The organism is Ochrobactrum sp. 19YEA23, assembly GCF_029909865.1.
Lineage (GTDB): Bacteria > Pseudomonadota > Alphaproteobacteria > Rhizobiales > Rhizobiaceae > Brucella > Brucella gambitense.
This window is the reverse complement of the sequence record NZ_JASAMQ010000009.1, coordinates 41084-64676: the sequence shown is the minus strand read 5'-3', so window position 1 is coordinate 64676 and position 23593 is coordinate 41084. Positions and strand designations below refer to the sequence as shown.

The following is a 23593-nucleotide window of genomic DNA, read 5'->3' as shown; positions in this document are numbered from 1 at the left end:
CCGTTTCGGCTACGCAGGTCAGATGGTACGGGCAATTATGTTTCAGGGAACGGGGTCTGATGTCGGCAAGAGCGTGCTTGTCGCGGGGCTCTGTCGTGTGGCGCGCAATCGTGGGCTGAAAGTCCGTCCGTTCAAGCCTCAGAACATGTCCAACAATGCTGCGGTCAGTGATGACGGCGGGGAAATCGGTCGTGCCCAGTGGCTACAGGCGCTGGCGTCGGGCATTCCTTCGTCTGTGCATATGAACCCGGTTTTGCTGAAACCTCAGACCGATATGGGCAGCCAGATCGTAGTGCAGGGCCAGGTGCGCGGCGAAGCGCGCGGGCGGTATTATCAGGAATTGAAGCCGCAGCTAATGGCCTCGGTGATGGAGTCCTTTTCCATCGTCAGCGAAGGTGCAGACCTTGTGCTGATTGAAGGAGCAGGCTCTCCAGCGGAAATTAATCTTCGGGCCGGAGATATCGCCAATATGGGCTTTGCAACGCGGGCCAATGTGCCGGTGGTGCTGGTCGGTGACATCGACCGGGGCGGGGTGATCGCGTCGCTGGTCGGGACCCACACAATCCTGCCGGAAGAAGATCGCGCCATGGTGCGCGGGTTCATCATCAACAAGTTTCGTGGTGACATTTCTCTGTTCGACGACGGGTTGGAAGCGATAGAACGCTTTACCGGCTGGCGTTCGTTCGGTGTGGTTCCATGGCTCAAGGCTGTTTCCCGATTACCTGCCGAAGATTCGGTGGTTTTGGAGCGTGCCGTGCGCAGCGCTGACAAGGCGCTCAAAGTTGCGGTTCCGATGTTGCCGCGCATCGCCAATTTCGACGATCTGGACCCGCTGAAGGTCGAACCCGCCGTGGAGGTGGTCATGGTGCCGCCCGGTACGCCGCTTCCGTCCGATGCCGGTCTGGTCGTGCTGCCCGGAACAAAGTCCACCATTGCCGATCTGCTGGCGTTCCGTGAAAACGGTTGGGATCGCGATCTGGCTGGGCACGTAAAACGCGGCGGACATGTACTCGGTATCTGCGGCGGTTTTCAGATGCTGGGGCGCAGCATCCGCGATCCGCATGGGATCGAAGGGCAGGTGCGCGAAGCGGAAGGTTTGGGGCTGCTGGATATTGAAACCGTCATGGAGCCGGAAAAAGTCGTCCGCAATGTTGAAGCGAGTTCATTGCTTTATGATACGCCGCTGGAAGGCTATGAAATCCATATCGGGCGCACAACAGGGGCCGATATGTTCAGGCCTTTTGCGCGCATCGGGGATCATGATGACGGTGCGGTCTCTCCGAATGGCCGGATTATGGGGACCTATCTGCACGGCGTTTTCGGCGCAGATCGTTTCCGGCAGCAATTTCTCGCCACGCTGGGTATCGAAGGCGGTGCTGGCAATTATCGCATGAGCGTTGAAACAGCGCTGGATGAGCTGGCGGAAGGGCTGGAAGCCTGTCTCGATATCGACGCGCTGTTTTCTTTGAAATGATGCTGTTCAGGCGTCCCACTCTGCCCGCAAGCCCGATTGACGGTGCTTTAGCAAAGGCCTAATGTCCAACTATGTGACAGGTTTTCGCCGGACGAATCCGGTGGGACCAAGAGGGAATGCGAAGGACGGACCCAATTCGGGCGTCTTTATCGCAGCCGACCCCGCGACTGTAGAGCGGAGAGGAATGAAGCCAAGCCGGGCAACCGGCAGCCACTGGAACTTAAAGTTCCGGGAAGGCGGTGACATTTCCGACGACCCGTGAGCCAGGAGACCTGCCTGTTGCAGAAGGGTATTTTACCCGCGCCCCATGGGAGGTTTTTCCCTGCTGCCTGCACGGAGGTTGTCATGGCCGCACGTATAAATAATTCTGTCTCCACCACTGTATCTCTACCTTTGGCTGCGCGTCTTGGTACGGCTGTGGTTTCCCTGCTCCTTGGCGCCTTCCTCGTCTATGGCGTTGGACTTGCGCATTCGGACACGCTGCACGATTCAGCGCACGATACCCGCCATTCTTACGGTTTTCCTTGCCATTGATGCTTTAGCGTCGACATTGCGAACGGCGTTTACGTGCCGGTTTGCGTGGGGAATGAACGTAGACGTGTTTTTCAAGGAAGCTGACACTGCTTTGCGTCCGATGGCTGTGGCTATCGGCGATTTTTTGCAGTTGGGGGACTAAAATGTTGATCCGTTATCTTTTGGCTACGCTTGCTGCGGGCCTTCTGGCAGGGCTTCTGGTGACGCCTGCCATGTATCTCAAGACCGTTCCACTTATTCTGCAGGCGGAAGTTTATGAAGAGGCTGGCGGCGGCCATAGTCATGGACCGGCTGAAGCCGCGCCGCATGAACAGGCCGGTGCCGAAGCTCCTGCCCATGATCATGCGGCAGCTGCCGCACCAGCCGAAGAAGAAGCCGGGGCAGAACTGCCGTTCGGCCGTCTTGGCAATACGATCCTGGCCAACCTGGTTGCCGGTTCTGGTTTTGCTCTTCTGCTTGGCGGCATTGCGCTGCTGCTCGGTCGTCCAATCACAGTGCGGAACGGCCTGTATTGGGGCATGGCCGGTTTCTTTGCAGTGGCGTTTATGCCTGCGCTCGGTTTGTCGCCGGAACTGCCGGCAATGCCAGCGGCTGATCTCGCCCAGCGCCAGCTCTGGTGGATTTCGACGGTCGTACTCAGTGGTGTCGGTCTCTATCTGATCGTGCTGCGCGACGAAATCTGGGCAAAATTGCTCGGTCTTGTCGCAATCATTGCCCCGCAGGTCTATGGCGCGCCGCATCCAGAGGATATTGCGTCGCCAATTCCGTCGCTGCTCGCATCGCAATATGCGGTCGCTTCGCTGGCGACGAACCTGTTCATGTGGGCGGTGATCGGTCTGGCGCTTGGCTGGTTCATCCAGCATTACGCCACATCCGAACTGGAAGGCTGATAGCGTGGCTCTGCCCGGAAAAATCACCTTTGTTCTTGGCGGAGCCCGTTCGGGTAAGTCGTCCTATGCCGAAAAGCTGGTTGAAGCCTCCGGGCTTCAGCCGGTCTATCTGGCGACGGGGCGCGCCTTCGACGGAGAAATGGAAAGCCGTATTGCGGTGCATCGCGACCGACGCGGCACGCAATGGCAGACCGTAGAAGAGCCGCTCGATCTGAAGAGCGCACTTCTGCAACACACGCAATCGACCAGATTCATGCTGGTTGACTGCCTGACCCTTTGGGTCACCAATCTTATGATGGCCGAGCGCGACATCGCCGCGGAATCACACGATCTGGTTGCTGTGCTTTCGGCCCTCGGCGGGCCGGTGGTTTTTGTGTCCAACGAAGTTGGGCTCGGCATCGTGCCCGAAAATCGCATGGCGCGGGAATTTCGCGATCATGCAGGTTTTCTGCATCAGGCCATCGCTGCAGCGGCAGACGAAGTTTATTTCATGGCGGCAGGTTTGCCGCTCAAGATGAAGGGATAATTTTATGCAGGGTCAAAAGATACCGGCTACCGTGATCACCGGGTTTCTCGGGTCGGGCAAGACCACGATGATCCGCAATCTGCTTGAAAACGCCAATGGCAAGCGCATTGCGCTGATTATCAATGAATTTGGTGATCTTGGTGTCGATGGCGGCATTCTGAAAGGTTGCGGTATCGAGACCTGCCGCGAGGAAGACGTGATCGAACTCAACAATGGCTGCATTTGCTGCACCGTTGCCGACGATTTCATCCCGACCATGACCAAGCTGCTCGACCGTCCGGACCGTCCGGATCACATCGTCATCGAGACGTCCGGCCTTGCATTGCCGCAGCCGCTGGTCGCCGCCTTCAACTGGCCGGAGATCAAGACGCAGGTCACGGTCGATGGCGTGGTGACGGTCATTGATGCCGCCGCTGTAGCCGAAGGCCGGTTTGCTGACGATCATGACAAGGTGGATGCGCAGCGCGCTGCCGATGAATCGCTTGATCATGAGAGCCCGCTTGAAGAACTGTTTGAAGACCAGATTCATGCTGCCGACCTGATCGTGCTCAACAAGGCTGATCTGATCGACGCCTCGATCCTCGACAGCGTGAAGGCTGATGTTGCCGAGCGCTCGTCGCGCCGCGTCAACATGGTGCCCGCAAGCTTCGGCAAGCTTGGCGCTGATGTGCTGCTCGGCCTTGGCGTTGGTACGGAAGACGATATCGCGAACCGCAAGTCTCATCATGAAATCCATCATGCCGATGGTCATGAGCATGATCACGATGAATTCGAGAGCTTTGTTGTTGAAGCCGGTTCCGTTTCGGACCCGAAGGCCTTTGCCGAGAAGCTGAAGACCATTATCGCTGACCATGATGTTCTGCGTCTCAAGGGCTTTGTCGATGTGCCCGGCAAGCCGATGCGTCTGGTGGTGCAGGCTGTAGGCCCGCGTATCGAGCATTATTTCGACCGCCCGTGGGGCAAGGATGAAGTCCGTTCGACGCGTCTCGTTGTCATCGGCCTGCATGAGATCGATGAAGGAGCCATCACCAAGGCCGTGAAAGACGCAGTTTTGTAATGCATCTTCTGCTTGCCCAGAAAGGAACGATCAGCGACGGCAATGAGGCCGTCGATCTCGGCCAGACGCCGGGTGATATTCTGTTCCTTTCCGCCGCCGACACGGAGCTGGCCAGTCTTGCGCAGGCGCATCGCGCCGAGCCAGACGGGCCAAGCCTGCGGCTCGCCAGTTTTCTCAGTCTCACGCATCCAATGTCCGTCGACGCTTATGTCGAGCGGACGGCGCGTCATGCAAAGCTGATTATCGTGCGCATTATCGGCGGCGAGACTTACTGGCCTTATGGGCTGGAAGCGCTTCATGCCTGCGCCGTGAACCACGGTGTCAAGATCGCGGTGCTTCCCGGCGATGACAAGCCCGACCATGGGCTGGATCGTTTCTCGACGGTTGCGAGCGCCGACCGTGAAGCGCTGTGGCATTATCTGATCGAGGGTGGCGCTTCCAATATGCGCGCCTTCCTCGATTATTGCACGGCGCTGGTTGACGGCGGCGAAAAGCCAGCCGAAGCCGCACCGCTGCTCAAAGCTGGTCTTTGGTGGCCCGGCGAGGCGGTGGTTTCGCTCGGCCTCATCCGCAGTCGCTGGATCAAGGATGCACCCGTTGCGGCGATCGTTTTCTATCGCGCGCTGGTGCAAAGCGGCCAGACCCAGCCTGTCGAGGCGTTGATTGCGGGTTTGCAGGCGGAAGGCATCAATCCGCTGCCTCTTTTCGTCTCCAGCCTCAAGGACCGGCTGTCTGCTGCCGTCGTGGACGGCGTTTTCGAAGATTGCACGCCGGATATTGTGTTGAACGCGACCGGCTTTGCTATTTCCTCGCCGGGTGCAGAGCGCAAGCCAACCGTGCTAGACAAGCGCGGCAATATGGTTTTGCAGGTGATTTTTTCCGGCACGCCGAAGGCGGTCTGGCAGGCTTCCCAGCAAGGATTGCTGGCGCGCGATCTGGCCATGAATGTTGCCCTGCCGGAAGTGGACGGGCGTGTTTTGTCGCGCGCGGTTTCGTTCAAATCGGCGCGGCAGTTCGATGCGGCGGTGGAAGCGAATATCGTCACCCACGAGCCGGATGAAAACCGTGTGGCTTTTGTGGCGAAACTCGCAGCGAACTGGGTGCGATTGAAGCGAAAGACGGCTGCCGAGCGCCGTGTGGCGCTGATTCTTGCCAACTATCCCAACCGCGATGGGCGGCTAGGCAATGGCGTCGGGCTGGATACGCCTGCCGGAACGGTCGAAACGCTGAGAGCCATGGCTGTTGCAGGCTATCAGACCGGCGAAGTGCCTGCCGATGGTGATGCGCTGATGCAGCTTTTGATGGCCGGGCCGACCAATGCCGCGCGCGATGGCCGCGAGATTCGCGAAACCATTTCTCTGAATCAATACAAAGCTTTCTTCGAAATACTTCCCGATGCGATTCAGCTGGAAGTCACAGCTCGGTGGGGTGAGCCGGAAGCTGACCCCTTTTTCGACGAGGAACGCGACGCCTTTGCGCTGCCGTTGATGCGGCTCGGCGAAACGCTGACCGGCATTCAGCCCGCACGCGGCTACAACATCGATCCGAAGGAAAGCTATCATTCGCCGGATCTGGTGCCGCCGCACGGCTATATCGCTTTCTATGCCTATCTGCGCGAGATAGCGGATGTTGATGCCATTGTTCATATGGGCAAGCACGGCAATCTTGAATGGCTTCCGGGTAAGGCGCTGGCGCTGTCTGAAAATTGCTATCCCGAAGCCGTGTTCGGACCGACGCCGCATATCTATCCGTTTATCGTCAATGATCCGGGCGAGGGCACGCAAGCCAAGCGCCGTGCGGGCGCGGTGATCATCGATCATCTGACGCCGCCTTTGACCCGTGCCGAAAGCTATGGCCTGCTGAAGGATCTCGAAGCGCTCGTCGACGAATATTACGAAGCGTCGGGTGTCGATCCGCGTCGACTGTTACGCCTCAAGGGTCAGATTCTAGAGCTGGTGCGCGATATCGGTCTCGACCGTGACGCAGGCATTCATGACCATGACGATGAAGACATGGCGCTGCAAAAGCTCGACGCCTATCTCTGCGATTTGAAGGAAATGCAGATCCGTGACGGGCTGCATATTTTCGGGCAAGCGCCGCAGGCGCGGCTTTTGATCGATCTTCTGGTCGCGCTGGCCCGCGTTCCGCGCGGTGTGCCTGTTTCGCTTGGCGGAAGTCCTGGTGACCAAAGCTTGCAGCGCGCCATTGCCGCCGATGCAGGGCTGGATAAAGGTTTCGATCCGCTTGATTGCAACATGGCCGATCCGTGGACAGGACCAAAGCCGGGATTGCTGGCTGAAGTTAGCCCGGCGACCTGGCGCATAACGGGCGACACGGTGGAGCGTATTGAGCTTCTGGCGGCAAAGTTTGTTTCGGGCGAGCAAGCTTGTCCGCAAGGCTGGCAACAGACCGGCGCTGTGCTGCAAGCCATAACCGATCATCTGCGCCCCAGCGTTATCGCCTGCGGCCCCGCAGAAATCGAAGGTTTGCTGACCGCGCTCGAAGGGCGCTTCGTGCCGCCGGGACCATCCGGCGCGCCAACGCGCGGACGGCCTGATGTCTTGCCGACCGGGCGAAATTTCTTCTCGACCGACAGCCGTGCTGTGCCGACGCCAGCCGCGTGGGAACTGGGACGCAAATCGGCGGAACTACTGGTTACGCGCTATACGCAGGACCATGGCGAATGGCCGACCTCGTTCGGCCTCACTGCCTGGGGCACGTCCAATATGCGCACGGGCGGCGACGACATCGCGCAGGCTTTGGCGCTGATCGGCGTAAAGCCCGTCTGGGACATGGCGTCGCGCCGCGTCACCGGTTACGAAATCGTGCCGCCCGCAATGCTCGGGCGTCCGCGTGTCGATGTGACCTTGCGCATATCGGGGTTTTTCCGTGATGCGTTTCCCGAACAGATCGCTTTGTTCGACAAGGCGGTGCGTGCGGTGGGAGCGCTGGACGAAGATGCGGAAGACAACCCCATTGCGGCGCGCATGGCGGCAGAGCAGGCGCGTCTCGTCGCCAGTGGAACCGATGAAAAAACGGCGCAACGCCGTGCAGGCTATCGCGTGTTCGGCTCAAAACCGGGCGCTTATGGCGCAGGATTGCAGGCGCTGATCGACGAAAACGGATGGGCCGGGCGAAATGATCTGGCGGAAGCCTGGCTTGTCTGGGGCGGCTACGCCTATGGCGCAGGCGAGGAGGGGCAGGCAGAGCGCGGCCTTCTCGAAGAGCGCCTGCGCTCGGTGCAGGCCGTCGTGCAGAATCAGGACAATCGCGAACACGATCTTCTGGACAGTGACGACTATTATCAGTTCGAGGGCGGCATGGCTGCGACGGTTGAAAACCTGACCGGTGCTATGCCGACGGTTTATCACAACGACCACTCGCGACCGGAAAAACCGGTGATCCGCACGCTTGAGGAAGAGCTTTCGCGGGTCGTGCGTGGGCGCGCTGCCAATCCAAAATGGATCGCAGGCGTGATGCGCCACGGCTATAAGGGTGCGGCGGAAATCGCGGCGACGGTCGATTATCTGTTCGCCTTTGCGGCGACGACCGGCAAGGTTGGCAACCATCATTTCGAGGCGGTCTATCAGGCCTATATCGCCGACAAGGCGGTCCATGATTTTATGGCTGAAAAGAACCCGGCAGCGCTGGCGGAAACCGCCGCGAAGCTGAACGATGCTGTCGAGCGCGGTTTCTGGACGCCGCGTTCGAATTCGGCACGGTTCATATTGGAAAATCTTCAGAAGTTGAATCCGGAAAGGGCGACAAATGGCTGAGAAATCTGAAAAACTTCTGTCGATGACCGAAGATGAGCTGAATGCGCGCCATGCGGACAAGATGCGCAAGAAGAAGGCCGCGCGCGACAAGATTCAGGCCACCAAGACCGAGGAAAAAGGTCTGGTGATCGTCCATACGGGCAAGGGCAAGGGTAAATCCACTGCCGGTTTCGGCATGGTGTTCCGCGCGCTCGGTCACGGCATGAAGATCGGTGTTGTGCAGTTCGTCAAGGGATCATGGGATACGGGCGAACGCTGGGTTCTGGAAAAATTCCCCGATCAGGTGACGATTTCGGCGTTGGGCGAAGGCTTTACCTGGGAAACACAGGACCGCAGCCGCGATATCGCCATGGCGCGTGGCGCATGGGAACAGGCCAAGGCCATGATCATGGATGAAGAGATCGACATGGTGCTTTGCGACGAGCTGAATATCGTTCTGCGCTATGATTATCTGCCCGTGGAAGAAATCGTCGAAGTGCTGAAAGCCAAGCCGGAAATGAAGCACGTTATCGTGACCGGTCGGAACGCGAAAGATGAGCTGATCGAGGTGGCCGACCTTGTCACCGAGATGGAAATGATCAAGCATCCGTTCCGTTCGGGCGTGAAAGCCCAGAAGGGGATAGAGTTCTGATTATGGCAGCAAGCTGGCAGTTCTGGGCCCTGATGTCGGCGGTATTCGCCGCGCTGACCGCGATTTTCGCAAAGGTGGGCATTCAGGGCATCAATTCAGACTTTGCAACACTGGTCCGTACCTTTGTCATTATCGGCGCGCTGTGCCTGTTTCTGACGATCACCGGCCAATGGCAAAGGCCGGGCGAGATTTCTGCCAAGTCATGGCTGTTTCTCGTCCTCTCCGGTCTGGCGACCGGGGCGTCCTGGCTTGCCTATTTTCGTGCCTTGCAAATCGGCGATGCGGCGCGCGTCGCACCCGTCGACAAGCTTTCGGTGGTGCTTGTGGCGCTGTTCGGTGCTGTGTTTCTCGGTGAGCGCATGTCGACCATCAACTGGTTCGGTATTGTGCTGATCGGCTGCGGCGTCGTTCTGGTGGCGCTGAGGGTTTAGAGCATTTCCAGCAAAAGTGCGAAGCGGTTTTACGTTGGATAATGCGTAAAAACAAATAGATAGAGCGGTTCTGATGATTCCGTTAAAACTGGAACCGCTCTAGAACCCGGCCCACTGCCGGAGCGGATTGGTCGGGTCCATCAAAAGACGCACGGCCAGCGCGAGGCTGACCACGATCAGCAATGGCTTGATCATGCGCGAGCCGACCTTCATCGCAAGGCTCGCGCCGATTTGCGCGCCGATGAACTGCGCAATACCCATGCAGATGCCGATTTTCCAGTTGATGACGCCGACTGCTGCGAAGGTCGCAAAGCCGCCGACATTGGAGGCGCAGTTCAACAGCTTCGTATGGGCTGTCGCTTTCAGCACGCCATAGCCAGCCAGCGCCACGAAGGCGAGCATGAAGAACGATCCCGTGCCGGGGCCGAATACGCCGTCGTAAAAGCCGATCAGCGGCACGATGGTCATGCCAAACAGGAACGGGCCAATGCGGCGGGAACGGTCGATATCGCCGATATTCGGCTTCAGGGCAAAGTAGAGAGCGATTGCCATCAACAGTAGCGGCAGCGCCGTGCGCATAATTGCAACAGGCAGAACCGTTGCGAGCAGTGCGCCGAAAACAGAACCGACCAGCGAAGCGAGCGCTTCCTGCCATTGCTCGCGAATATTCACATGTCCCTTGCGCGCATAGGCGATCGTTGCCGATGACGAGCCGAACAGACCCTGCAGCTTGTTGGTGCCGAGCGCTTCAACCGGGGGAATGCCCGCGAGCAGCAAAGCGGGGATGGTGATCATACCGCCACCGCCGGCAATGGAATCGATGATGCCAGCGATGAACGCAGCAGCCGTCAGGAGCAGGGTGAGTGAGTCGAGAAATTCTGGCATGGGGAGGGTCCGGGAACTGTTATCGCAACATAACGTTGTTTTCCCGATGCGCCAGCATTAATGATGTGCTTCTAACCACGAACCCGGAGGGGCGCCTATGAGCGAAAGCATCTTCGACCGCATTAGCGCATTTTTGAACAAGAAGAGCGCCGTGCAGCGTGTTGCCGATGATCCGGCGCTGGCTTCGGAATTGCTGCTGCTTTTGCACGTCGTGTTCGCCGATGGCGACCAGCATCCTGCTGAAATCGCGGCCTTCAAGGAAATCGCCTTCAAGAATTTCGGTATCGCAGCGGAAGATATTCCGGAAGTGGCCGAATATCTGAAGGATTTCGCTTACGAAACCACGACCAAGCAGGCCGCGAATATGCTGGCCGAAATGGCCCCCGAACGTCGCCTCTCGCTGTTGCGCGATCTGATGACGATTGCCTGCGCCGATAACCGTATCGACAAATCGGAAACGGTGCTGATCCAGCGCGTCGCGGATGTGCTGGGCATCAAGCATGAAGAATTGCAGCAAGCGCAACGGGGTTCGCCCTGTGGGGCGTAAGGCACGGCTTTCCGTTTTGGGAATGGGCAGCTCTTCAGGCGCGACGCTTGCAGAGCTGATGGCGCTTGCGGGCAGTGTTTTATCGCAATGCGGACTGCCCAAGCCCGACATGATCGCCACACTGGCATCGAAAGCCAGTGAGTCCGTCTGGACCGAACTGGCGGCTCATTATGGGTGCGCCTTGCGCTTCTATGAGGCCGGGCGTCTGGAAGAAGAAACGCCGCGTCTCGCCAATCCGTCCGAAGCAGTATTCAGGCGCATCGGTTGCCACGGAGTAGCCGAAGCTGCCGCCCTTGCCGGGGCGGGGCCGTCAGCTCAACTGATCGTTCACAAGACGGGTGTGCTTCACGCTACCGCCGCAATTGCGATAGCGTAAAGCCGGATCAGCATATTGTCGTTCAGATTGTGACTGCCTTGCGACGACGCTGAACGAGACAGGTCGCAATCGTTGCGAAAAGCAGCAGGGCCGCGGTCGCAACAATCACCGCCACGTAAGCATTCTCAAAAGCGCTTGAGGCCAGAGCAGCGAGAGTTTCTGCCTCCAGCTTTGGCAAATTCTGGGCGACCAGAAGCGCTTCATCCAGACTGTCGCGAACGACAGGCGCAATGGTGCTGCCTTCCGGTAGCACAATGCTTGCCGTATACGAGGCAGACAGGATGCCGCCGAAGATCGTGACGCCCAGTGCATTGCCAAGCTCATAGGACACTTCCTCGATGGATGCCGCCATGCCGACCTTGTCGGCGGGGGCATTACCCATGATGGCGGAGGAAGCGGCAGTCATTGCAGCGCCAACGCCGAAACCCAGCAAGGCAAGCCCGATAAGATAGCCGTAGCCGGATGTCTTGAACGTCAGGATATAGACGATCACGCCAAGCGCTGCGGTGCCAAGTGCGCCGGTCAGCAATCTTCCCGCGCCGATGCGGGGCAGTTGCATGCCTGCCAGTGGACCTGCCACGAAGGCGGCAAGCGGAATTGGCAGAATCGCCAGACTGGCCTGCAAAGGCGAGAAGCCTTCGATCAGTTGCAAGCGTTGGCTGAAAACCAGCTCCATTCCAGTGATTGCTCCCGAGGCGACCAGCGCCGCGAACACGCCGATTGAAAACAGCCGATTCTGAAAGAGCGAGAAATCGATCAGCGGTTCTCTGCCGGAAAACTGTCTGCGCACGAAGATAAAGGCGGCGATGGCTCCGACGGCGAAAACGACTGCGAAGACACTCATTGATGCATCGCGCTTTGCCAGTTCCTTGACCGCATAAGTCAGCGCAATCAGCGCAACCATGATCTGGATCGAGCCGACCAGATCCCATTTGCGCGCGGAGCCAAGCGGGCGATTTTCCAGATTGTAGGCGGACAGCAGAAGAGCAATCGCAACAACCGGCACGTTGATGAGGAACACCGAGCCCCACCAGAAATATTCAAGCAGCACGCCGCCCGCGACCGGGCCGAGAGCCGCGCCGCCGGAAGCGATAGCCGACCAGATGCCGATGGCAAGCGAGCGTTCACGCTCGTCGGTGAAGGTCAGGCGGATGATTGAAAGCGTGGCAGGCATCATCATGGCTGCACCACAGGCCAGAAAGGCCCGCGCGGCGATGAGCGCTTCCGGGGTGGGCGAATAGGCTGCACAAAGCGACGCCACACCGAATACGACGAGGCCGGTCATGAACATACGCTTGTGCCCAAGCTTGTCGCCCAGCGTACCGAGACCGGGCAGCAGGCCCGCCACGACCAGCGGGTAAATATTCATGATCCATAGCTTTTCCGAAGCACTGGCTGCCAGATCGTGCGTCAGGTGCGGCAGGGCTGTGTAGAGCACAGTCATGTCCACGACGATCAGGAACAGCGCGCTGGAAACGATTGCAAGAACCAGCCAGCGATTTTGCGGCAACATCGGAGTTCACCTTTTCAATACGGTTGTATTTAAACTTGTCGAGCCGGGTGACATAATATAAATCCATCCGTATGGAAAGTAATAAGTTGCACAAGATGGGACGTCCCCGCACGATTGATCGCGATCACGTGCTGGACATGGCTGAAAAACTCGTCACGGAAGGCGGCGTTGCGGCTCTGACGATGGACGCGGTGGCTCAAGCTTCAGGCGTGACCAAGGGCGGTGTGCAATATTGCTTCAAGAACAAGGACGGGCTGTTGAAGGCCATGATCGCGCGCTGGGGCGACCGCTTCGATGCGGAGGTCGATGCCGTTAAAGGGAGTGGGGCCGATCCGCTGGCGCATATCGCGGCGCATATCAAGGTGACGCGCGATAGCGATGCGGAAGACAATTCCCGTTTCGCGGCAATGATGACGAGCCTCACCCCCAATACCGAGCATCTGGACGATACCCGTGACTGGTACCGCAAGCAGTGGAGCGGGCTTGATGTTTCGACGCCCGAAGGCCGCCGTGCGCGGCTCGCTTTCATTGCCAATGAGGGTGCGTTTTTGCTGCGTAGCTTCAATTTCTTCGAGCTGTCGCCAGAAGAATGGCAATCGATCTTCGACGATATCGAGGATCTGATGCCGAATGGCGCGGAAAAGTAATTGACTTTGTTCTCTCGCCGAAGGCATTCGAAGGGCAGGAGAACAAGGAAAAAGACGTGACCGTTCATTTCATTGGCGCCGGTCCGGGTGCGGCAGACCTCATCACTGTGCGCGGCCTGCGGCTGATCGAAAAATGCCCCGTCTGCATTTATGCGGGATCGCTGGTGCCAAAGGATGTGGTTGCCTCCGCACCGGCGGATGGGCGGCTCGTCGACAGCTCGTCCATGACGCTTGATGAAATCATCGCTGAAATGGCGGCGGCACATGCGAAGGGGCACGATGTCGCCCGCGTTCATTCCGGCGATCCGTCAATTTATGGCGCTGTCGCCGAACAGATGCGCAGGCTAGATGCGCTGGACATTCCCTATGATGTGACGCCGGGCGTTCCGGCTTTCGCCGCAGCAGCGGCGGCGATGAAGCAGGAACTGACGATCCCTGAAGTCAACCAGACGATCATTCTCACGCGCACGTCGATGAAATCCTCGGCCATGCCGGAAGGTGAAAACCTCGCCACGCTTGGTCGTTCGGGGGCTACCTTGGTTATCCACCTGTCCATCCGCAATCTTGGCAAGATCGAACGTGAGCTGACGCCGCTTTATGGTGCGGACTGCCCGGTTGTCGTGGCCTATCGGGTCGGCTGGCCGGATGAACTCATCCTGCGTGGCACTTTATCGGACATTGCCGGAAAGATCGAAGCGGCCGATCTGAAGCGAACTGCGATGATTTTTGTCGGGCGCGGGCTTGATCCGAAGAATTTTCGGGACTCGGCGCTTTATCATGAGGCGCATAGCCACGCGGCCCGGTCAAAGACCGAATCGTAAGCGGATCAGCCGGACTGTTTCTTCCACCGTTGTCGCGACATGTTCCGCCACGACCGCTGGGCGAGCGATCATCATGACCGGCAAGGCGAGATCGCGCGCGGCGCTGACCTTGGCATAGGAGGTGTCGCCGCCTGAATTGCGACAGACGATCAGCCCGATACGCTTTTCCATCAGAAATTGTTTTTCCTGCACATAGTCACCGGGTCTGGCGAGCAGGATTTCGCAATCCGCAGGCAAAGGGGCGTCGGTCGGGTCGATCATGCGCATGATGAAATGCGCGTCGGCGCGCGTTGCGAAAGGCGCAATATGCTGACGCCCGAGCGCGAGGAAGACACGTTTCCCCACCGGGATCAGTTTTGCTGCCTCTTCTTCATTGGCCACGATGATCCATTGATCGCCGCTCTGCTGCGCCCATTGCGCTCGTTCGAGCCGGAGCAGGGGCGTTCCGGTCAAAGCGGTTGCCGTCACTGCATTTTGAGAAATGCGCGTGGCATAGGGGTGGGTGGCATCGATGACGTAATCGATTTTCTCAGCCGTAATATAGGCGGCGAGACCGTCCGCGCCGCCGAAACCGCCGCTGCGCACAGGACCGGGCAAGGGTGCCGGATTGGCGGTGCGTCCCGCAAGCGAGGTCACGACTTCGACCGGCAGCGCCGAAAGCTCCTGCGCCAGCTGTGCTGCTTCGGTTGTGCCGCCCAGAATGAGGACCTTGGGTCTAGACGCGGGCAAGAATGGTTCCCACCCGGTCGGTCATGATGATTTCCACATCGACAGGCGCGCCGCGCAAGGTCGCAAGCGCCGTTTCCTTTGCCTTGACGGCAATCGGCATGGCGATATCAATGCCAATTGCTTGAGTCATATCAAGTACTTCCTTGGCGGTGTTCGCAAAGAGAATCCGGTCTTTAAGGTTTCCCGGTGCACCAGCCTGTTCGGCAATCTCGGCCAGAAAGCCCATATCGACCTGACTGCGGGCCGAATGCAGGTCGAGCGCGCCTTGGGCAAGCTTGGTAAGCTTGGCAAAGCCACCTGCGATGGTTAGTTTTTCGATGGGGTGGTCGCGCAGATATTTGAGAACGCCGCCAGCAAAATCGCCCATGTCGAGAATGGCGAAATCGGGCAGATCGTAGATCGCCTGCGCGGTATCTTCCGATGTCGAGCCTGTCGCGCCAAGCACATGTTTCTGGCCCGCCGCGCGCGCCACGTCAATGCCGCGATGAATGGAGTGAATCCAGGCCGAGCATGAGAAGGGATGCACAACACCGGTGGTGCCGAGAATGGAAATGCCTCCGACAATACCGAGGCGCGGGTTCCACGTTTTCTTGGCGATTTCCTCGCCATCGGGCACGGAAATGGTGATGACGAGATCAGCGGGCAGGCCGTATTCCGCACAGATTTCCTCGCAGATTTCGGTCATCATGCGGCGCGGAATCGGGTTGATCGCCGCTTCACCCGGTGGAATGGGCAGTCCGGCCCGCGTGACGGTGCCAACACCTTCGCCAGCGCGAAAGACCACACCGGTTCCGGGCGGTGCCGGGAAGACGGTGGAAATGATCGTCGCGCCATGCGTGACATCCGGGTCGTCGCCCGCATCCTTGACGATACCCGCCATGGCATAGCCGTCGCCAAGCCCTTCATAGGCCAACTGGAAATAGGGCACTTCGCCCTTCGGCAGGATGATTCCGACCGGGTCGGGGAATTCACCGGTGATAAGCGCGGTCAGCGCCGCTTTGGTCGCAGCGGTTGCGCATGCGCCCGTGGTCCAGCCACGCCTAAGCTCGCTTTTTCCAAGCTTTTTATTGGGATCTGCGGTTTCGTCGGTCATGGATGCCTTATAAGGTATCTGATAGCACTGCCGCCAGATGAAATAACGGTTGAAGAGAATGAGCGGAATCGGATCGACGACAGAACGGGGCATTGCCCTGCCAGCGATGGAGCCGGGCCATGTATGGCTTGTCGGCGCCGGGCCGGGCGATCCGGGTTTGCTGACGCTTCATGCCGTCAATGCGCTGCAACAGGCGGATGTCATCGTTTACGACGCTCTGGTGGATGAAGCCTGTCTTTCGCTGAAAAACGAACAGGCAGTGTTGGAATATGCGGGCAAGCGGGGCGGCAAGCCGTCACCGAAACAGCGTGATATTTCGCTCCGGCTTGTGGAACTGGCGCGACAGGGTAAAAAGGTCCTGCGCCTCAAGGGTGGTGATCCCTTTGTTTTTGGTCGCGGAGCGGAAGAAGCGCTGACGTTGGTGGAGCATAGCGTGCCATTTCGCATCGTTCCTGGCATCACGGCGGGGATTGGTGGATTGGCCTATGCGGGCATTGCCGCTACGCATCGCGATATCAACCAGTCGGTGACTTTCCTGACCGGGCATGACGCGACGGGATTGCTGCCCGACCGCATTGATTGGGATGGCATCGCAAAATCGTCACCGGTTATTGTCATGTATATGGCGATGAAACATATCGATCTCATCACGGCGCGGCTGATCGCTGCCGGACGCTCGCCGGACGAGCCGGTCGCATTTGTCTGCAATGCCAGCCTGCCCGAGCAGACCGTTCTCGAAACGACGCTGGCGCGCGCTGCCATCGACGTGGAAGCGTCAGGGCTCAAACCACCAGCCATCGTGGTGGTCGGGGAGGTGGTCCGGCTGCGCAATGGTCTTGACTGGATCGGCGCTGCACACGGCCGCCAGCTTGTAAGCGATCCGCTGGATATCAAACGCGGAGGCCAGAGCGCATGAAGGGTTTTATGATCGCCGCGCCCGCATCCGGTTCGGGCAAGACGACGGTTACACTTGGTTTGTTGCGCGCCTTGAAGCGTGGCGGTGTGGCTCTAGCGCCGGTGAAAGCCGGGCCTGATTATATCGACCCCGCCTATCACAAGGCTGCAAGCGGCGCGGATTGTTTCAATCTCGATCCATGGGCGATGCGCGTGGAACTGATCAGCGCCCTGTCGGCCCGGATGACCGAAGGCGGCAAAGTGCTGATCGCAGAAGGCATGATGGGCCTTTTCGACGGCGCTCTGGACGGGCAGGGCTCTTCCGCCGATCTGGCAAGGCTGCTTGATCTGCCGGTGGTGCTGGTGGTTGATTGCGCAAAACAGTCCCACTCCATTGCGGCGCTGGTCTCAGGTTTCAGCCGGTTCCGCAAGGATGTGTTCGTTGCAGGCCTCGTGCTTAATCGTGTCGGTAGCGCCCGTCATGAAGCCATGTTGCGCGATGCGCTCACGCCGCTGGGCATTCCGGTTCTGGGCGCATTGCCGCGCGATGCTGCACTGGTTTTGCCCGAGCGGCACCTGGGGCTTGTGCAGGCGGGCGAACATGCTGACCTGGAGCGTTTCCTCGACCATGCAGCAGATGTGGTAGAAGCGCATATCGATCTTGCCGCGCTGAAACATATCTGGTCGGCACCGAAGCGCTTCGATCCGATGGCCAATGTGCCGCGTCTACCGCCGCTTGGCAGCCGCATTGCTGTCGCGCGCGACGATGCTTTCGCCTTTGCCTATCCGCATCTTTTCGAGGGATGGCGCAGGCGCGGCGCAGAGATTTCCTTTTTCTCGCCTCTTGCGGATGAAGCGCCGTCGCCGGAGGTCGATGCGATCTATCTGCCGGGCGGCTACCCTGAACTCCATGCGGAACGGCTTGTCGCCGTGCAGAATTTCCAGAGCGGTATCAGGGCTGCGGCGGCGCGGGGCGTGACCGTTTATGGCGAGTGCGGCGGCTATATGGTGCTGGGCGAGGCGCTGGAAGATGCCAGCGGAAAACAGCACCCGATGCTGGGTCTTTTGCCGCTGCAAACCAGTTTTGCCAAACGCAAGCTGCATCTTGGCTATCGCGTTCTCGAACCGTTGAGCGGCTCGCCCTGGCAGATGCCGTTGAAAGGCCACGAGTTTCATTATGCCAGCATCTCGCGTGAAGGCTTAGCGGACAGGCTATTCAAAGTTCGCGATGCGGCAGGGGATGATCTGGGCGAGGCCGGTCTGCGGGTTGGCTCAGTCGCCGGTTCCTTCATGCATGTCATCGATTTTTCCGGAGAGCATGCGTGACATCCAACATTGAACATGGCGGCGCGCTGGACAAGGCAATTGCACGTTTTGGCGGTATGCCGGGCGACTGGCTCGACCTCTCGACCGGGATCAATCCCGAGCATTATCCATTGCCGGACATTCCAGCCGAGGTTTGGAACCGCTTGCCGGATGATCGGCTGTTGCTGGGAACATGCAAGCTTGCGCGCGACTATTACGGGCTGCCGGAAGGCGCACCTATCGTTGCCGCACCCGGCACGCAAGCGCTGATCCAGATCATTCCAGCGCTGACGAAGCCTGCGACCGTCGCCATTCTGACGCCGACCTATCAGGAACATGCGGCTTCATTCGCCGCTTCGGGTTGGCAGGTCGTGGAATGTGATGGCATCGCCGATGTTCCGGACAATGCGACGGTTGCGGTGATCGTCAATCCGAATAATCCCGATGGACGGGTGATTGCTGCGGATGAATTGCTCGCTCTGGCCCGAACTTTGGGTGCGAGAGGTGGCTTTCTGGTGGTGGACGAGGCTTTTGCCGATCCACATCCCGAAGTCAGCGTCGCAGCGCTGGCGTTGAACGAGCCGCTGATCGTGCTGAAATCCTTCGGCAAGTTTTTCGGCCTCGCCGGTGTGCGTCTGGGTTTCGCCATCGCGCAAGCTGGAATTGTAGACAGGATAGCGCGACGACTGGGTCCATGGGCTGTGCCGGGGCCAGCGCTTGTTATCGCTTCCGACGCCTTTGTGGGCGGCGGGACATTGCAGGCGTTTCGCACGCGGATAGACATTCGGCGCAGAAGACTGTCGGATGTGCTCGCGCGGTGCGGATTGTGGGAAGTCGGCGGCACCGCACTGTTCTCGCTGGTTGCCCACGACAACGCACACGGATTGTACAATGCACTCTGCGCGGAGCATATTCTTGTCCGCAAGTTTGCTTATGCTCCACATTGGTTGCGTATCGGCCTTGCCAATGACGATGCTGATCTCGCACGTCTGGAAACTGCGCTCAAGCATTGTCTGGGAAGAGCAGCTTGAAAAAGTGATTCATGAATCTCGGTTAAACCCATGGAAATAAAGCTGATTATTCTGTCGCTGGCGCTCATCCTTGATCGCGTTGTGGGTGATCCGCCACAGCTCTGGCACAGACTGCCACATCCGGTGGTTCTGTTTGGCAAGGCGATTTCCTGGGGCGAAAAGCGTTTCAATGACCGCACATTGCCGGAAGCGGTTCTGCGCCGAAACGGCATGTGGCTGACCATAGCGCTCGTCGCAACCTGTATTCTTGTAGGGCTGCTGATTGAAAACCTGCTGCCCTTTGCTGGCTCTGCCGGAGCGGTGGCGGAAATCCTCATCGTTGCCGTGTTACTGGCGCAGAAGAGCCTCGCAGATCACGTCGGCGAGGTTGCACGCGGGCTGCGTGACAACGGCATCGAGGGCGGGCGCAAGGCGGTTTCGATGATCGTCGGGCGCAATCCTGATCAGTTGAGCGAAGGTGGCGTCAGCCGCGCTGCCATTGAAAGTCTGGCGGAAAATGCATCGGATGGCATCGTTGCTCCGGCTTTCTGGTTTCTTGTCGGCGGTCTGCCGGGGCTGTTCGCCTACAAGATGATCAATACCGCCGATTCGATGATCGGCCATCTCAATGATCGCTATCGTCACTTCGGGCGTTTTGCTGCGAAACTGGACGATGTTGCCAATTACATTCCGTCGCGCCTGACCGGCCTTCTGGCTGCGCTGGCGACGGCGTTGACCCGCAGCAAAGGGGCAGCGAAGGCTGCTTTATCGGTGATGCGCAGCGATGCGCGGTTGCACCGCTCGCCCAATGCCGGCTGGCCGGAATCTGCCTTTGCCGGTGCGCTTGATCTGGCATTGGCCGGTCCGCGTCAATATGGCGAAGAGAAAGTGGAAGGGCCGATGCTCAATGCCTCTGGCAAGCGCGAGGCAGAAGCGACCGATATCGACGCGGCGCTGGACCTGTTCTGGGCGACCATGAGCCTTCTTACAGGCCTGTTGATCGCCGCCAGCATCGTAGGACTTATTGTCTGATCTAAAAGTCGCCATGCCGGTCTGCAAATGGCAATTTCTGCGCTTCCGGTGCTCACGTACCCAAATGTACGCTGCGCTCCGGTTCTCGAAATCACCATTTTCGCCTCGGCCTGTCGCTTTTTGATTCAGACATTTATCTATCGGCTGGTATGAAGCGCGAGCCTTCGTAGCGCTGCAAGCGGTTCGGGTTGTCCGTCCGCATGCCGGTACCATCGAATTTGATCGTGCCGAGCACTGTTTCAAACGATGCACTGCGCAGCGTGTCGAGTAATGGCTGCTTTTGTTCGTCGGCTTTGCTGACGACATCGGCGGCAATCTGCACAGTTGCGTAGCCGGTAATCGCATAGGATTCCACAAGGCGGCCCGCCTGATGCAGCGCGTCGATTGCCGGTTTCGCGGTCGGCAAATCCTGCGGCTTCAACGGTGCGGTCATCAATGTGCCGTCGCTCAATCGCTGTGCGCCGGGTGCCGCATCGAGCAGGCTGCCACCTGCGATGACCAGCGGATAATTGAGCGAAGCAGCACTTGCGCCAATGGCGGCTATGTCGTCGCGCTCGCCGCCGACATAGACATGTGTTGCGCCAGCGCGCTTGAGCCGGGCAACGAGAGCATTCTGGTTTTCAAGCCCCGGACGGTAGGTATCGGTGAAGACCGGCTGCAGTTGCTGTTCTTTCAAGCTAGCCAGAACCCGGCTTGCGCGCTCGCGCCCTTCAATGGTGCCGTCGTCGATCACCGCGAAAGGCTGTGCACGCCAGAGACTGCCGAGAAAACTCGCCGTCGCCTGCGTTTCCTTCTCCAGTCCCGTGCTCAGGCGGAACACCGGCAAGGGCGAAGCGGCGCGACGCTCGACCAGTGTTTGCTCGCTGACGCCCGACACGATAACCGGAATGTTGCGCTCGGCCAGAATGGGCACTGCCGCCTCCAGCGCCTCGGCGCAGAGAAAGCCCGATGCAATACGAACATTTTGCGCGATGAAGCGTTCTGCGGCCTGTTGACCGCCTTCGGCGTCGCAACGATCATCGAAGATGACGAGATCTGCGCTCTTTGCGTCAGCGGCGGCGCGTGCGCCTTGTGCAAGCTGATTGCCCAAAGGTGCGAAGGTGCCGGTCAACGGTGCGGCCAGACCAATCCGGATATTCTCCGCATAAGCAAATCCCGATCCCGCCAGCAACAGCATGGCAAGGCTTGTCAGAGCGGTGACGGGAAGCTTCCCAGACTCAATCACGTTATTGGTCTTCTTTATACAATTCGTGGCAATGTGATCGAAAAGTGGGTAGCGGTTTCCGCGCCTTTGTGCAATGCCCGTAATCTATGCCAGTATTTTGGCTAAATATTACGGTCGGCAATGGATCGATTCTGACGTGCAAACGATAAACAACATCATCTCCAGTGCGGCATCTGTGGAGCCAAAGGCTTACCGCGATGCCATGAGCCATTATGCTGGCGCGGTGCAGATTGTGGCGACCGATGGTCCGGCAGGGCGGCGGGGCCTGACATTGACGGCGGCCTGTTCCGTATCCGACGCTCCGGCAACGGTGCTGATCTGCCTTCAGAAGGTCCACGAGGACAATCGCCTGTTCATCGAAAATGGTGTTTTCTCCATCAACACGCTGGCTGGAACACATCAGCAGCTGGCCGACGCCTTTTCCGGGCGCATTGGACTGACACAGAATGAGCGCTTCGAACTGGCGACGTGGGACACGCTTGCCACCGGTGCGCCGGTACTGACCGATGCACTGGCGGCTTTCGATTGCCGGGTTGTCAGCATTCAGGATCATTCGACGCATCATGTGCTCTTTGGCGAAGTGATTGCCCTGCGCTCAAATCCCGATGCAACTGCACTCATCTATCTAAACCGGCGCTATCACACGCTCGATTTGTGATCGGCTGACCGGAGGGGAGGAGGCAGAATGAAGAAGCGATTGAACGCAACAGCGCGGGCTGGTCTTGGCGGCATTGCAACGCTGTTGTTGTCGGTGTCCCTCGCTTGCGCGCAAGGGCCATTACCGCCGTTCAAGGATGATGCCTTCGCCCATCCCGGCGTGTTGAGCAGTGCGGATAACGGCGACTATAAAGTCATTGATTACAATGAGATGCGTGACATCAACGGTCGCGACAGCGTGCCGGAAAAGCGCGTCAAGGACAGCTATATTTCGCTGAAGGCGCGCGCCTATCAAAAGGATGCCACCTTTCAGACTGCGGCTGGGCCGGTGAAAGCGATGGTCGCTGGCAAGCAGCAGGGCGCGTCCTTCATCGTGATCTATCTGCACGGGCGCGGTGGCAACCGCTTGCAGGGGATGAATGATTTCACCTTTGGCGGCAATTTCAACCGCGTCAAGAATCTGGCTGCGTTGAATGGCGGTCTCTATGTCACACCGGATTTCAAGGATTTCGCCGATACGGGCGAAGCGCAGATCGCTGGGCTGATCGACGCCTTGAAAGCGGCATCGCCTGCCGCACCGCTGATCCTGTCCTGCGGCTCGCAGGGTGGTTCGCTGTGCTGGCGCATTGCGTCCAATGAAAAGGCCGGCGCTCAGCTTGCCGGGCTCATTCTGCTCGGTTCGCTGTGGGATGACGGCTTCTTCACATCGGCGACGTTCAAACGGCGTGTTCCGATTTTCTTCGGGCACGGCAGCCGAGATCCGGTTTTCGCAATTGATCGGCAAGAAGCTTTCTATCGGGATATCCGCAAGCGCGCGCCCGGCTATCCGGTGCAGTTCCGGCGGTTCGAGTCTGGCAACCACGGCACGCCGATCCGCATGAGCGACTGGAGGGAGATGCTGAACTGGATTCTCGCAAAACAGTGACGACAGTTTTGTGGATGCGAATCGAAATTCCGGCTCTGTGGCGTTCCTGCCACTCGACAATCGGCTAAAAGCGAATAGTTATCGAAGTTAAAATTTTACCTATCCAGCAGACCTTATGAGGTAGACCATTATGTACGGACGAGTCCGCACCGGAGCCCGTTTCCTTGCCATTGCCATGTTGGCCCCGCTTGCTGCCGCCTGTACGACGACTGCACCGGTTGCCATCACCCCCGGCAAGACCGATTCGCCGGTGCCTGCCGCCAGCTCTTCGTTGCCGAGCTTCCTTCCGACCCCGGTGAAGACTGTCGAGTATTCTTTGGCGCAGCCTTGCATCACGGCTGCTGCCAACAAGTACTTCCTGCCAGAACATGCCATTAGCGCTGTCGACTCCCGCCCGGGCGCCAATGGCGGTACGGACGTGGACCTGAAGGTCGATCTGCGCACCGCAGTCTGCCAGCTGACCGCCAAGGGCGGCGTGCGCGCCGTTATCGACACTTCGCCGAAGAGCGCCGATCAGGTTGCCGCTGAAGCCGCAGCCGCCAAGGCAGACGCTGCAGCAGCTGCCGCGCCGAAGAAGACCAAGGCGAAGAAGAACTGATTCAATAAACTTGGATA

General features: G+C 58.9%; 24 protein-coding genes and 1 riboswitch. Of the genes, 19 read left to right on the top strand and 5 right to left on the bottom strand.

Annotated features, from left to right (window positions below; all coding sequences use genetic code 11):
• Nucleotides 1–22 precede the first annotated feature (22 nt).
• From QBD01_RS20575 to QBD01_RS20540, 8 genes are all read left to right on the top strand, one after another.
• Nucleotides 23–1474: a cobyric acid synthase gene (locus QBD01_RS20575; protein WP_280994396.1), complete on the top strand. Its 1452-nt coding sequence runs from the start codon at nucleotides 23–25 to the stop codon at nucleotides 1472–1474.
• 61 nt (nucleotides 1475–1535) lie between these two features.
• Nucleotides 1536–1769, top strand: a riboswitch (cobalamin riboswitch).
• 50 nt (nucleotides 1770–1819) lie between these two features.
• A complete protein-coding gene (locus QBD01_RS20570) occupies nucleotides 1820–2008 on the top strand; it encodes a CbtB domain-containing protein (RefSeq protein WP_078339321.1) in 189 nt (62 codons plus the stop codon).
• A gap of 143 nt (nucleotides 2009–2151) precedes the next feature.
• Nucleotides 2152–2898: a CbtA family protein gene (locus tag QBD01_RS20565; RefSeq protein ID WP_280994318.1), complete on the top strand. Its 747-nt coding sequence runs from the start codon at nucleotides 2152–2154 to the stop codon at nucleotides 2896–2898.
• Nucleotides 2899–2902: 4 nt separating this feature from the next.
• The gene (cobU, locus tag QBD01_RS20560; protein ID WP_280994395.1) at nucleotides 2903–3424 is read left to right on the top strand and encodes a bifunctional adenosylcobinamide kinase/adenosylcobinamide-phosphate guanylyltransferase; all 522 of its coding nucleotides are present in this window, start codon (nucleotides 2903–2905) and stop codon (nucleotides 3422–3424) included.
• Between the two features lie 4 nt (nucleotides 3425–3428).
• The gene (gene cobW / locus QBD01_RS20555; protein WP_280994317.1) at nucleotides 3429–4481 is read left to right on the top strand and encodes a cobalamin biosynthesis protein CobW; all 1053 of its coding nucleotides are present in this window, start codon (nucleotides 3429–3431) and stop codon (nucleotides 4479–4481) included.
• Nucleotides 4481–8257, top strand: coding sequence for a cobaltochelatase subunit CobN (gene cobN / locus QBD01_RS20550; RefSeq protein WP_280994316.1), 3777 nt, complete (start codon nucleotides 4481–4483; stop codon nucleotides 8255–8257). Before cobW ends, cobN begins: the two co-directional genes overlap by 1 nt.
• Nucleotides 8250–8888: a cob(I)yrinic acid a,c-diamide adenosyltransferase gene (cobO, locus tag QBD01_RS20545; protein WP_280994315.1), complete on the top strand. Its 639-nt coding sequence runs from the start codon at nucleotides 8250–8252 to the stop codon at nucleotides 8886–8888. Before cobN ends, cobO begins: the two co-directional genes overlap by 8 nt.
• Nucleotides 8889–8890: 2 nt before the next feature.
• Nucleotides 8891–9319, top strand: a complete 429-nt coding sequence (locus QBD01_RS20540) for an EamA family transporter (RefSeq protein WP_280994314.1) — start codon at nucleotides 8891–8893, stop codon at nucleotides 9317–9319.
• Between the two features lie 99 nt (nucleotides 9320–9418).
• Here the strand turns inward: QBD01_RS20540 and QBD01_RS20535 are convergent, their stop codons facing one another.
• Nucleotides 9419–10204: a TSUP family transporter gene (locus QBD01_RS20535; protein ID WP_280994313.1), complete on the bottom strand. Its 786-nt coding sequence runs from the start codon at nucleotides 10202–10204 to the stop codon at nucleotides 9419–9421.
• Between the two features lie 97 nt (nucleotides 10205–10301).
• Between QBD01_RS20535 and QBD01_RS20530 the strand changes: the two genes are divergently transcribed.
• Nucleotides 10302–10751: a TerB family tellurite resistance protein gene (locus QBD01_RS20530; RefSeq protein ID WP_078339313.1), complete on the top strand. Its 450-nt coding sequence runs from the start codon at nucleotides 10302–10304 to the stop codon at nucleotides 10749–10751.
• A gap of 22 nt (nucleotides 10752–10773) precedes the next feature.
• Nucleotides 10774–11127 carry a cobalamin biosynthesis protein gene (locus tag QBD01_RS20525; protein ID WP_182521197.1) on the top strand — a complete coding sequence of 118 codons (354 nt, stop codon included), beginning with the start codon at nucleotides 10774–10776 and terminating at the stop codon, nucleotides 11125–11127.
• A gap of 22 nt (nucleotides 11128–11149) precedes the next feature.
• Here QBD01_RS20525 and QBD01_RS20520 read toward each other — a convergent pair whose 3' ends face one another.
• On the bottom strand, nucleotides 11150–12640 hold the full coding sequence (locus QBD01_RS20520) for an MFS transporter (RefSeq protein WP_280994312.1): 1491 nt from the start codon (nucleotides 12638–12640) through the stop codon (nucleotides 11150–11152).
• Between the two features lie 86 nt (nucleotides 12641–12726).
• On the opposite strand from QBD01_RS20520, the gene QBD01_RS20515 reads away from it, so the two are divergent.
• Together QBD01_RS20515 and cobM are read left to right on the top strand one after the other, a co-directional pair.
• Nucleotides 12727–13287 carry a TetR/AcrR family transcriptional regulator gene (locus QBD01_RS20515; RefSeq protein WP_280994311.1) on the top strand — a complete coding sequence of 187 codons (561 nt, stop codon included), beginning with the start codon at nucleotides 12727–12729 and terminating at the stop codon, nucleotides 13285–13287.
• A gap of 56 nt (nucleotides 13288–13343) precedes the next feature.
• The gene (gene cobM / locus QBD01_RS20510) at nucleotides 13344–14108 is read left to right on the top strand and encodes a precorrin-4 C(11)-methyltransferase (RefSeq protein ID WP_280994310.1); all 765 of its coding nucleotides are present in this window, start codon (nucleotides 13344–13346) and stop codon (nucleotides 14106–14108) included.
• Here the strand turns inward: cobM and QBD01_RS20505 are convergent.
• The gene (locus tag QBD01_RS20505) at nucleotides 14091–14837 is read right to left on the bottom strand and encodes a cobalt-precorrin-6A reductase (protein ID WP_280994309.1); all 747 of its coding nucleotides are present in this window, start codon (nucleotides 14835–14837) and stop codon (nucleotides 14091–14093) included. The two genes, cobM and QBD01_RS20505, sit on opposite strands and share 18 nt — an antisense overlap.
• Nucleotides 14824–15930 carry a cobalt-precorrin-5B (C(1))-methyltransferase gene (locus QBD01_RS20500; protein ID WP_280994394.1) on the bottom strand — a complete coding sequence of 369 codons (1107 nt, stop codon included), beginning with the start codon at nucleotides 15928–15930 and terminating at the stop codon, nucleotides 14824–14826. The genes QBD01_RS20505 and QBD01_RS20500 overlap by 14 nt, the downstream gene beginning before the upstream one ends.
• A 58-nt stretch (nucleotides 15931–15988) precedes the next feature.
• On the opposite strand from QBD01_RS20500, the gene cobA reads away from it, so the two are divergent.
• The 4 genes from cobA to cbiB are packed head-to-tail and all read left to right on the top strand — an operon-like array spanning nucleotide 15989 to nucleotide 20171.
• A complete protein-coding gene (gene cobA / locus QBD01_RS20495) occupies nucleotides 15989–16846 on the top strand; it encodes a uroporphyrinogen-III C-methyltransferase (RefSeq protein WP_280994308.1) in 858 nt (285 codons plus the stop codon).
• Nucleotides 16843–18150 (top strand): cobyrinate a,c-diamide synthase, encoded by a 1308-nt coding sequence (locus QBD01_RS20490; RefSeq protein ID WP_280994307.1) that lies wholly within the window; start codon nucleotides 16843–16845, stop codon nucleotides 18148–18150. Before cobA ends, QBD01_RS20490 begins: the two co-directional genes overlap by 4 nt.
• The gene (gene cobD, locus QBD01_RS20485) at nucleotides 18147–19160 is read left to right on the top strand and encodes a threonine-phosphate decarboxylase CobD (protein ID WP_280994306.1); all 1014 of its coding nucleotides are present in this window, start codon (nucleotides 18147–18149) and stop codon (nucleotides 19158–19160) included. The genes QBD01_RS20490 and cobD overlap by 4 nt, the downstream gene beginning before the upstream one ends.
• Before the next feature lie 30 nt (nucleotides 19161–19190).
• On the top strand, nucleotides 19191–20171 hold the full coding sequence (gene cbiB, locus QBD01_RS20480) for an adenosylcobinamide-phosphate synthase CbiB (RefSeq protein ID WP_280994305.1): 981 nt from the start codon (nucleotides 19191–19193) through the stop codon (nucleotides 20169–20171).
• Nucleotides 20172–20304: 133 nt separating this feature from the next.
• On the opposite strand, the gene QBD01_RS20475 is transcribed toward cbiB, so the two are convergent.
• A complete protein-coding gene (locus QBD01_RS20475; RefSeq protein ID WP_280994304.1) occupies nucleotides 20305–21396 on the bottom strand; it encodes a branched-chain amino acid ABC transporter substrate-binding protein in 1092 nt (363 codons plus the stop codon).
• A 136-nt stretch (nucleotides 21397–21532) separates the two neighbouring features.
• On the opposite strand from QBD01_RS20475, the gene QBD01_RS20470 reads away from it, so the two are divergent.
• The 3 genes from QBD01_RS20470 (at nucleotide 21533) to QBD01_RS20460 (ending at nucleotide 23576) form a co-directional block, all read left to right on the top strand.
• Nucleotides 21533–22054 (top strand): flavin reductase family protein, encoded by a 522-nt coding sequence (locus QBD01_RS20470; protein ID WP_280994303.1) that lies wholly within the window; start codon nucleotides 21533–21535, stop codon nucleotides 22052–22054.
• Nucleotides 22055–22081: 27 nt separating this feature from the next.
• Nucleotides 22082–22978: an alpha/beta hydrolase gene (locus tag QBD01_RS20465; RefSeq protein ID WP_280994302.1), complete on the top strand. Its 897-nt coding sequence runs from the start codon at nucleotides 22082–22084 to the stop codon at nucleotides 22976–22978.
• A gap of 130 nt (nucleotides 22979–23108) precedes the next feature.
• Nucleotides 23109–23576 carry a hypothetical protein gene (locus tag QBD01_RS20460; protein ID WP_280994301.1) on the top strand — a complete coding sequence of 156 codons (468 nt, stop codon included), beginning with the start codon at nucleotides 23109–23111 and terminating at the stop codon, nucleotides 23574–23576.
• Nucleotides 23577–23593: the final 17 nt, after the last annotated feature.

Coding starts and splice junctions, on each gene's coding strand:
- QBD01_RS20530 (WP_078339313.1), top strand. CDS start 10,302: ATGAGCGAAAGCATCTTCGACCGCATTAGCGCATTTTTGAACAAGAAG.
- QBD01_RS20575 (WP_280994396.1), top strand. CDS start 23: ATGGTACGGGCAATTATGTTTCAGGGAACGGGGTCTGATGTCGGCAAG.
- QBD01_RS20570 (WP_078339321.1), top strand. CDS start 1,820: ATGGCCGCACGTATAAATAATTCTGTCTCCACCACTGTATCTCTACCT.
- cobA (WP_280994308.1), top strand. CDS start 15,989: ATGAGCGGAATCGGATCGACGACAGAACGGGGCATTGCCCTGCCAGCG.
- cbiB (WP_280994305.1), top strand. CDS start 19,191: ATGGAAATAAAGCTGATTATTCTGTCGCTGGCGCTCATCCTTGATCGC.
- QBD01_RS20535 (WP_280994313.1), bottom strand. CDS start 10,204: ATGCCAGAATTTCTCGACTCACTCACCCTGCTCCTGACGGCTGCTGCG.
- QBD01_RS20465 (WP_280994302.1), top strand. CDS start 22,082: ATGAAGAAGCGATTGAACGCAACAGCGCGGGCTGGTCTTGGCGGCATT.
- cobW (WP_280994317.1), top strand. CDS start 3,429: ATGCAGGGTCAAAAGATACCGGCTACCGTGATCACCGGGTTTCTCGGG.
- cobO (WP_280994315.1), top strand. CDS start 8,250: ATGGCTGAGAAATCTGAAAAACTTCTGTCGATGACCGAAGATGAGCTG.
- QBD01_RS20490 (WP_280994307.1), top strand. CDS start 16,843: ATGAAGGGTTTTATGATCGCCGCGCCCGCATCCGGTTCGGGCAAGACG.
- QBD01_RS20500 (WP_280994394.1), bottom strand. CDS start 15,930: ATGACCGACGAAACCGCAGATCCCAATAAAAAGCTTGGAAAAAGCGAG.
- QBD01_RS20565 (WP_280994318.1), top strand. CDS start 2,152: ATGTTGATCCGTTATCTTTTGGCTACGCTTGCTGCGGGCCTTCTGGCA.
- cobN (WP_280994316.1), top strand. CDS start 4,481: ATGCATCTTCTGCTTGCCCAGAAAGGAACGATCAGCGACGGCAATGAG.
- QBD01_RS20525 (WP_182521197.1), top strand. CDS start 10,774: ATGGGCAGCTCTTCAGGCGCGACGCTTGCAGAGCTGATGGCGCTTGCG.
- QBD01_RS20460 (WP_280994301.1), top strand. CDS start 23,109: ATGTACGGACGAGTCCGCACCGGAGCCCGTTTCCTTGCCATTGCCATG.
- QBD01_RS20520 (WP_280994312.1), bottom strand. CDS start 12,640: ATGTTGCCGCAAAATCGCTGGCTGGTTCTTGCAATCGTTTCCAGCGCG.
- QBD01_RS20540 (WP_280994314.1), top strand. CDS start 8,891: ATGGCAGCAAGCTGGCAGTTCTGGGCCCTGATGTCGGCGGTATTCGCC.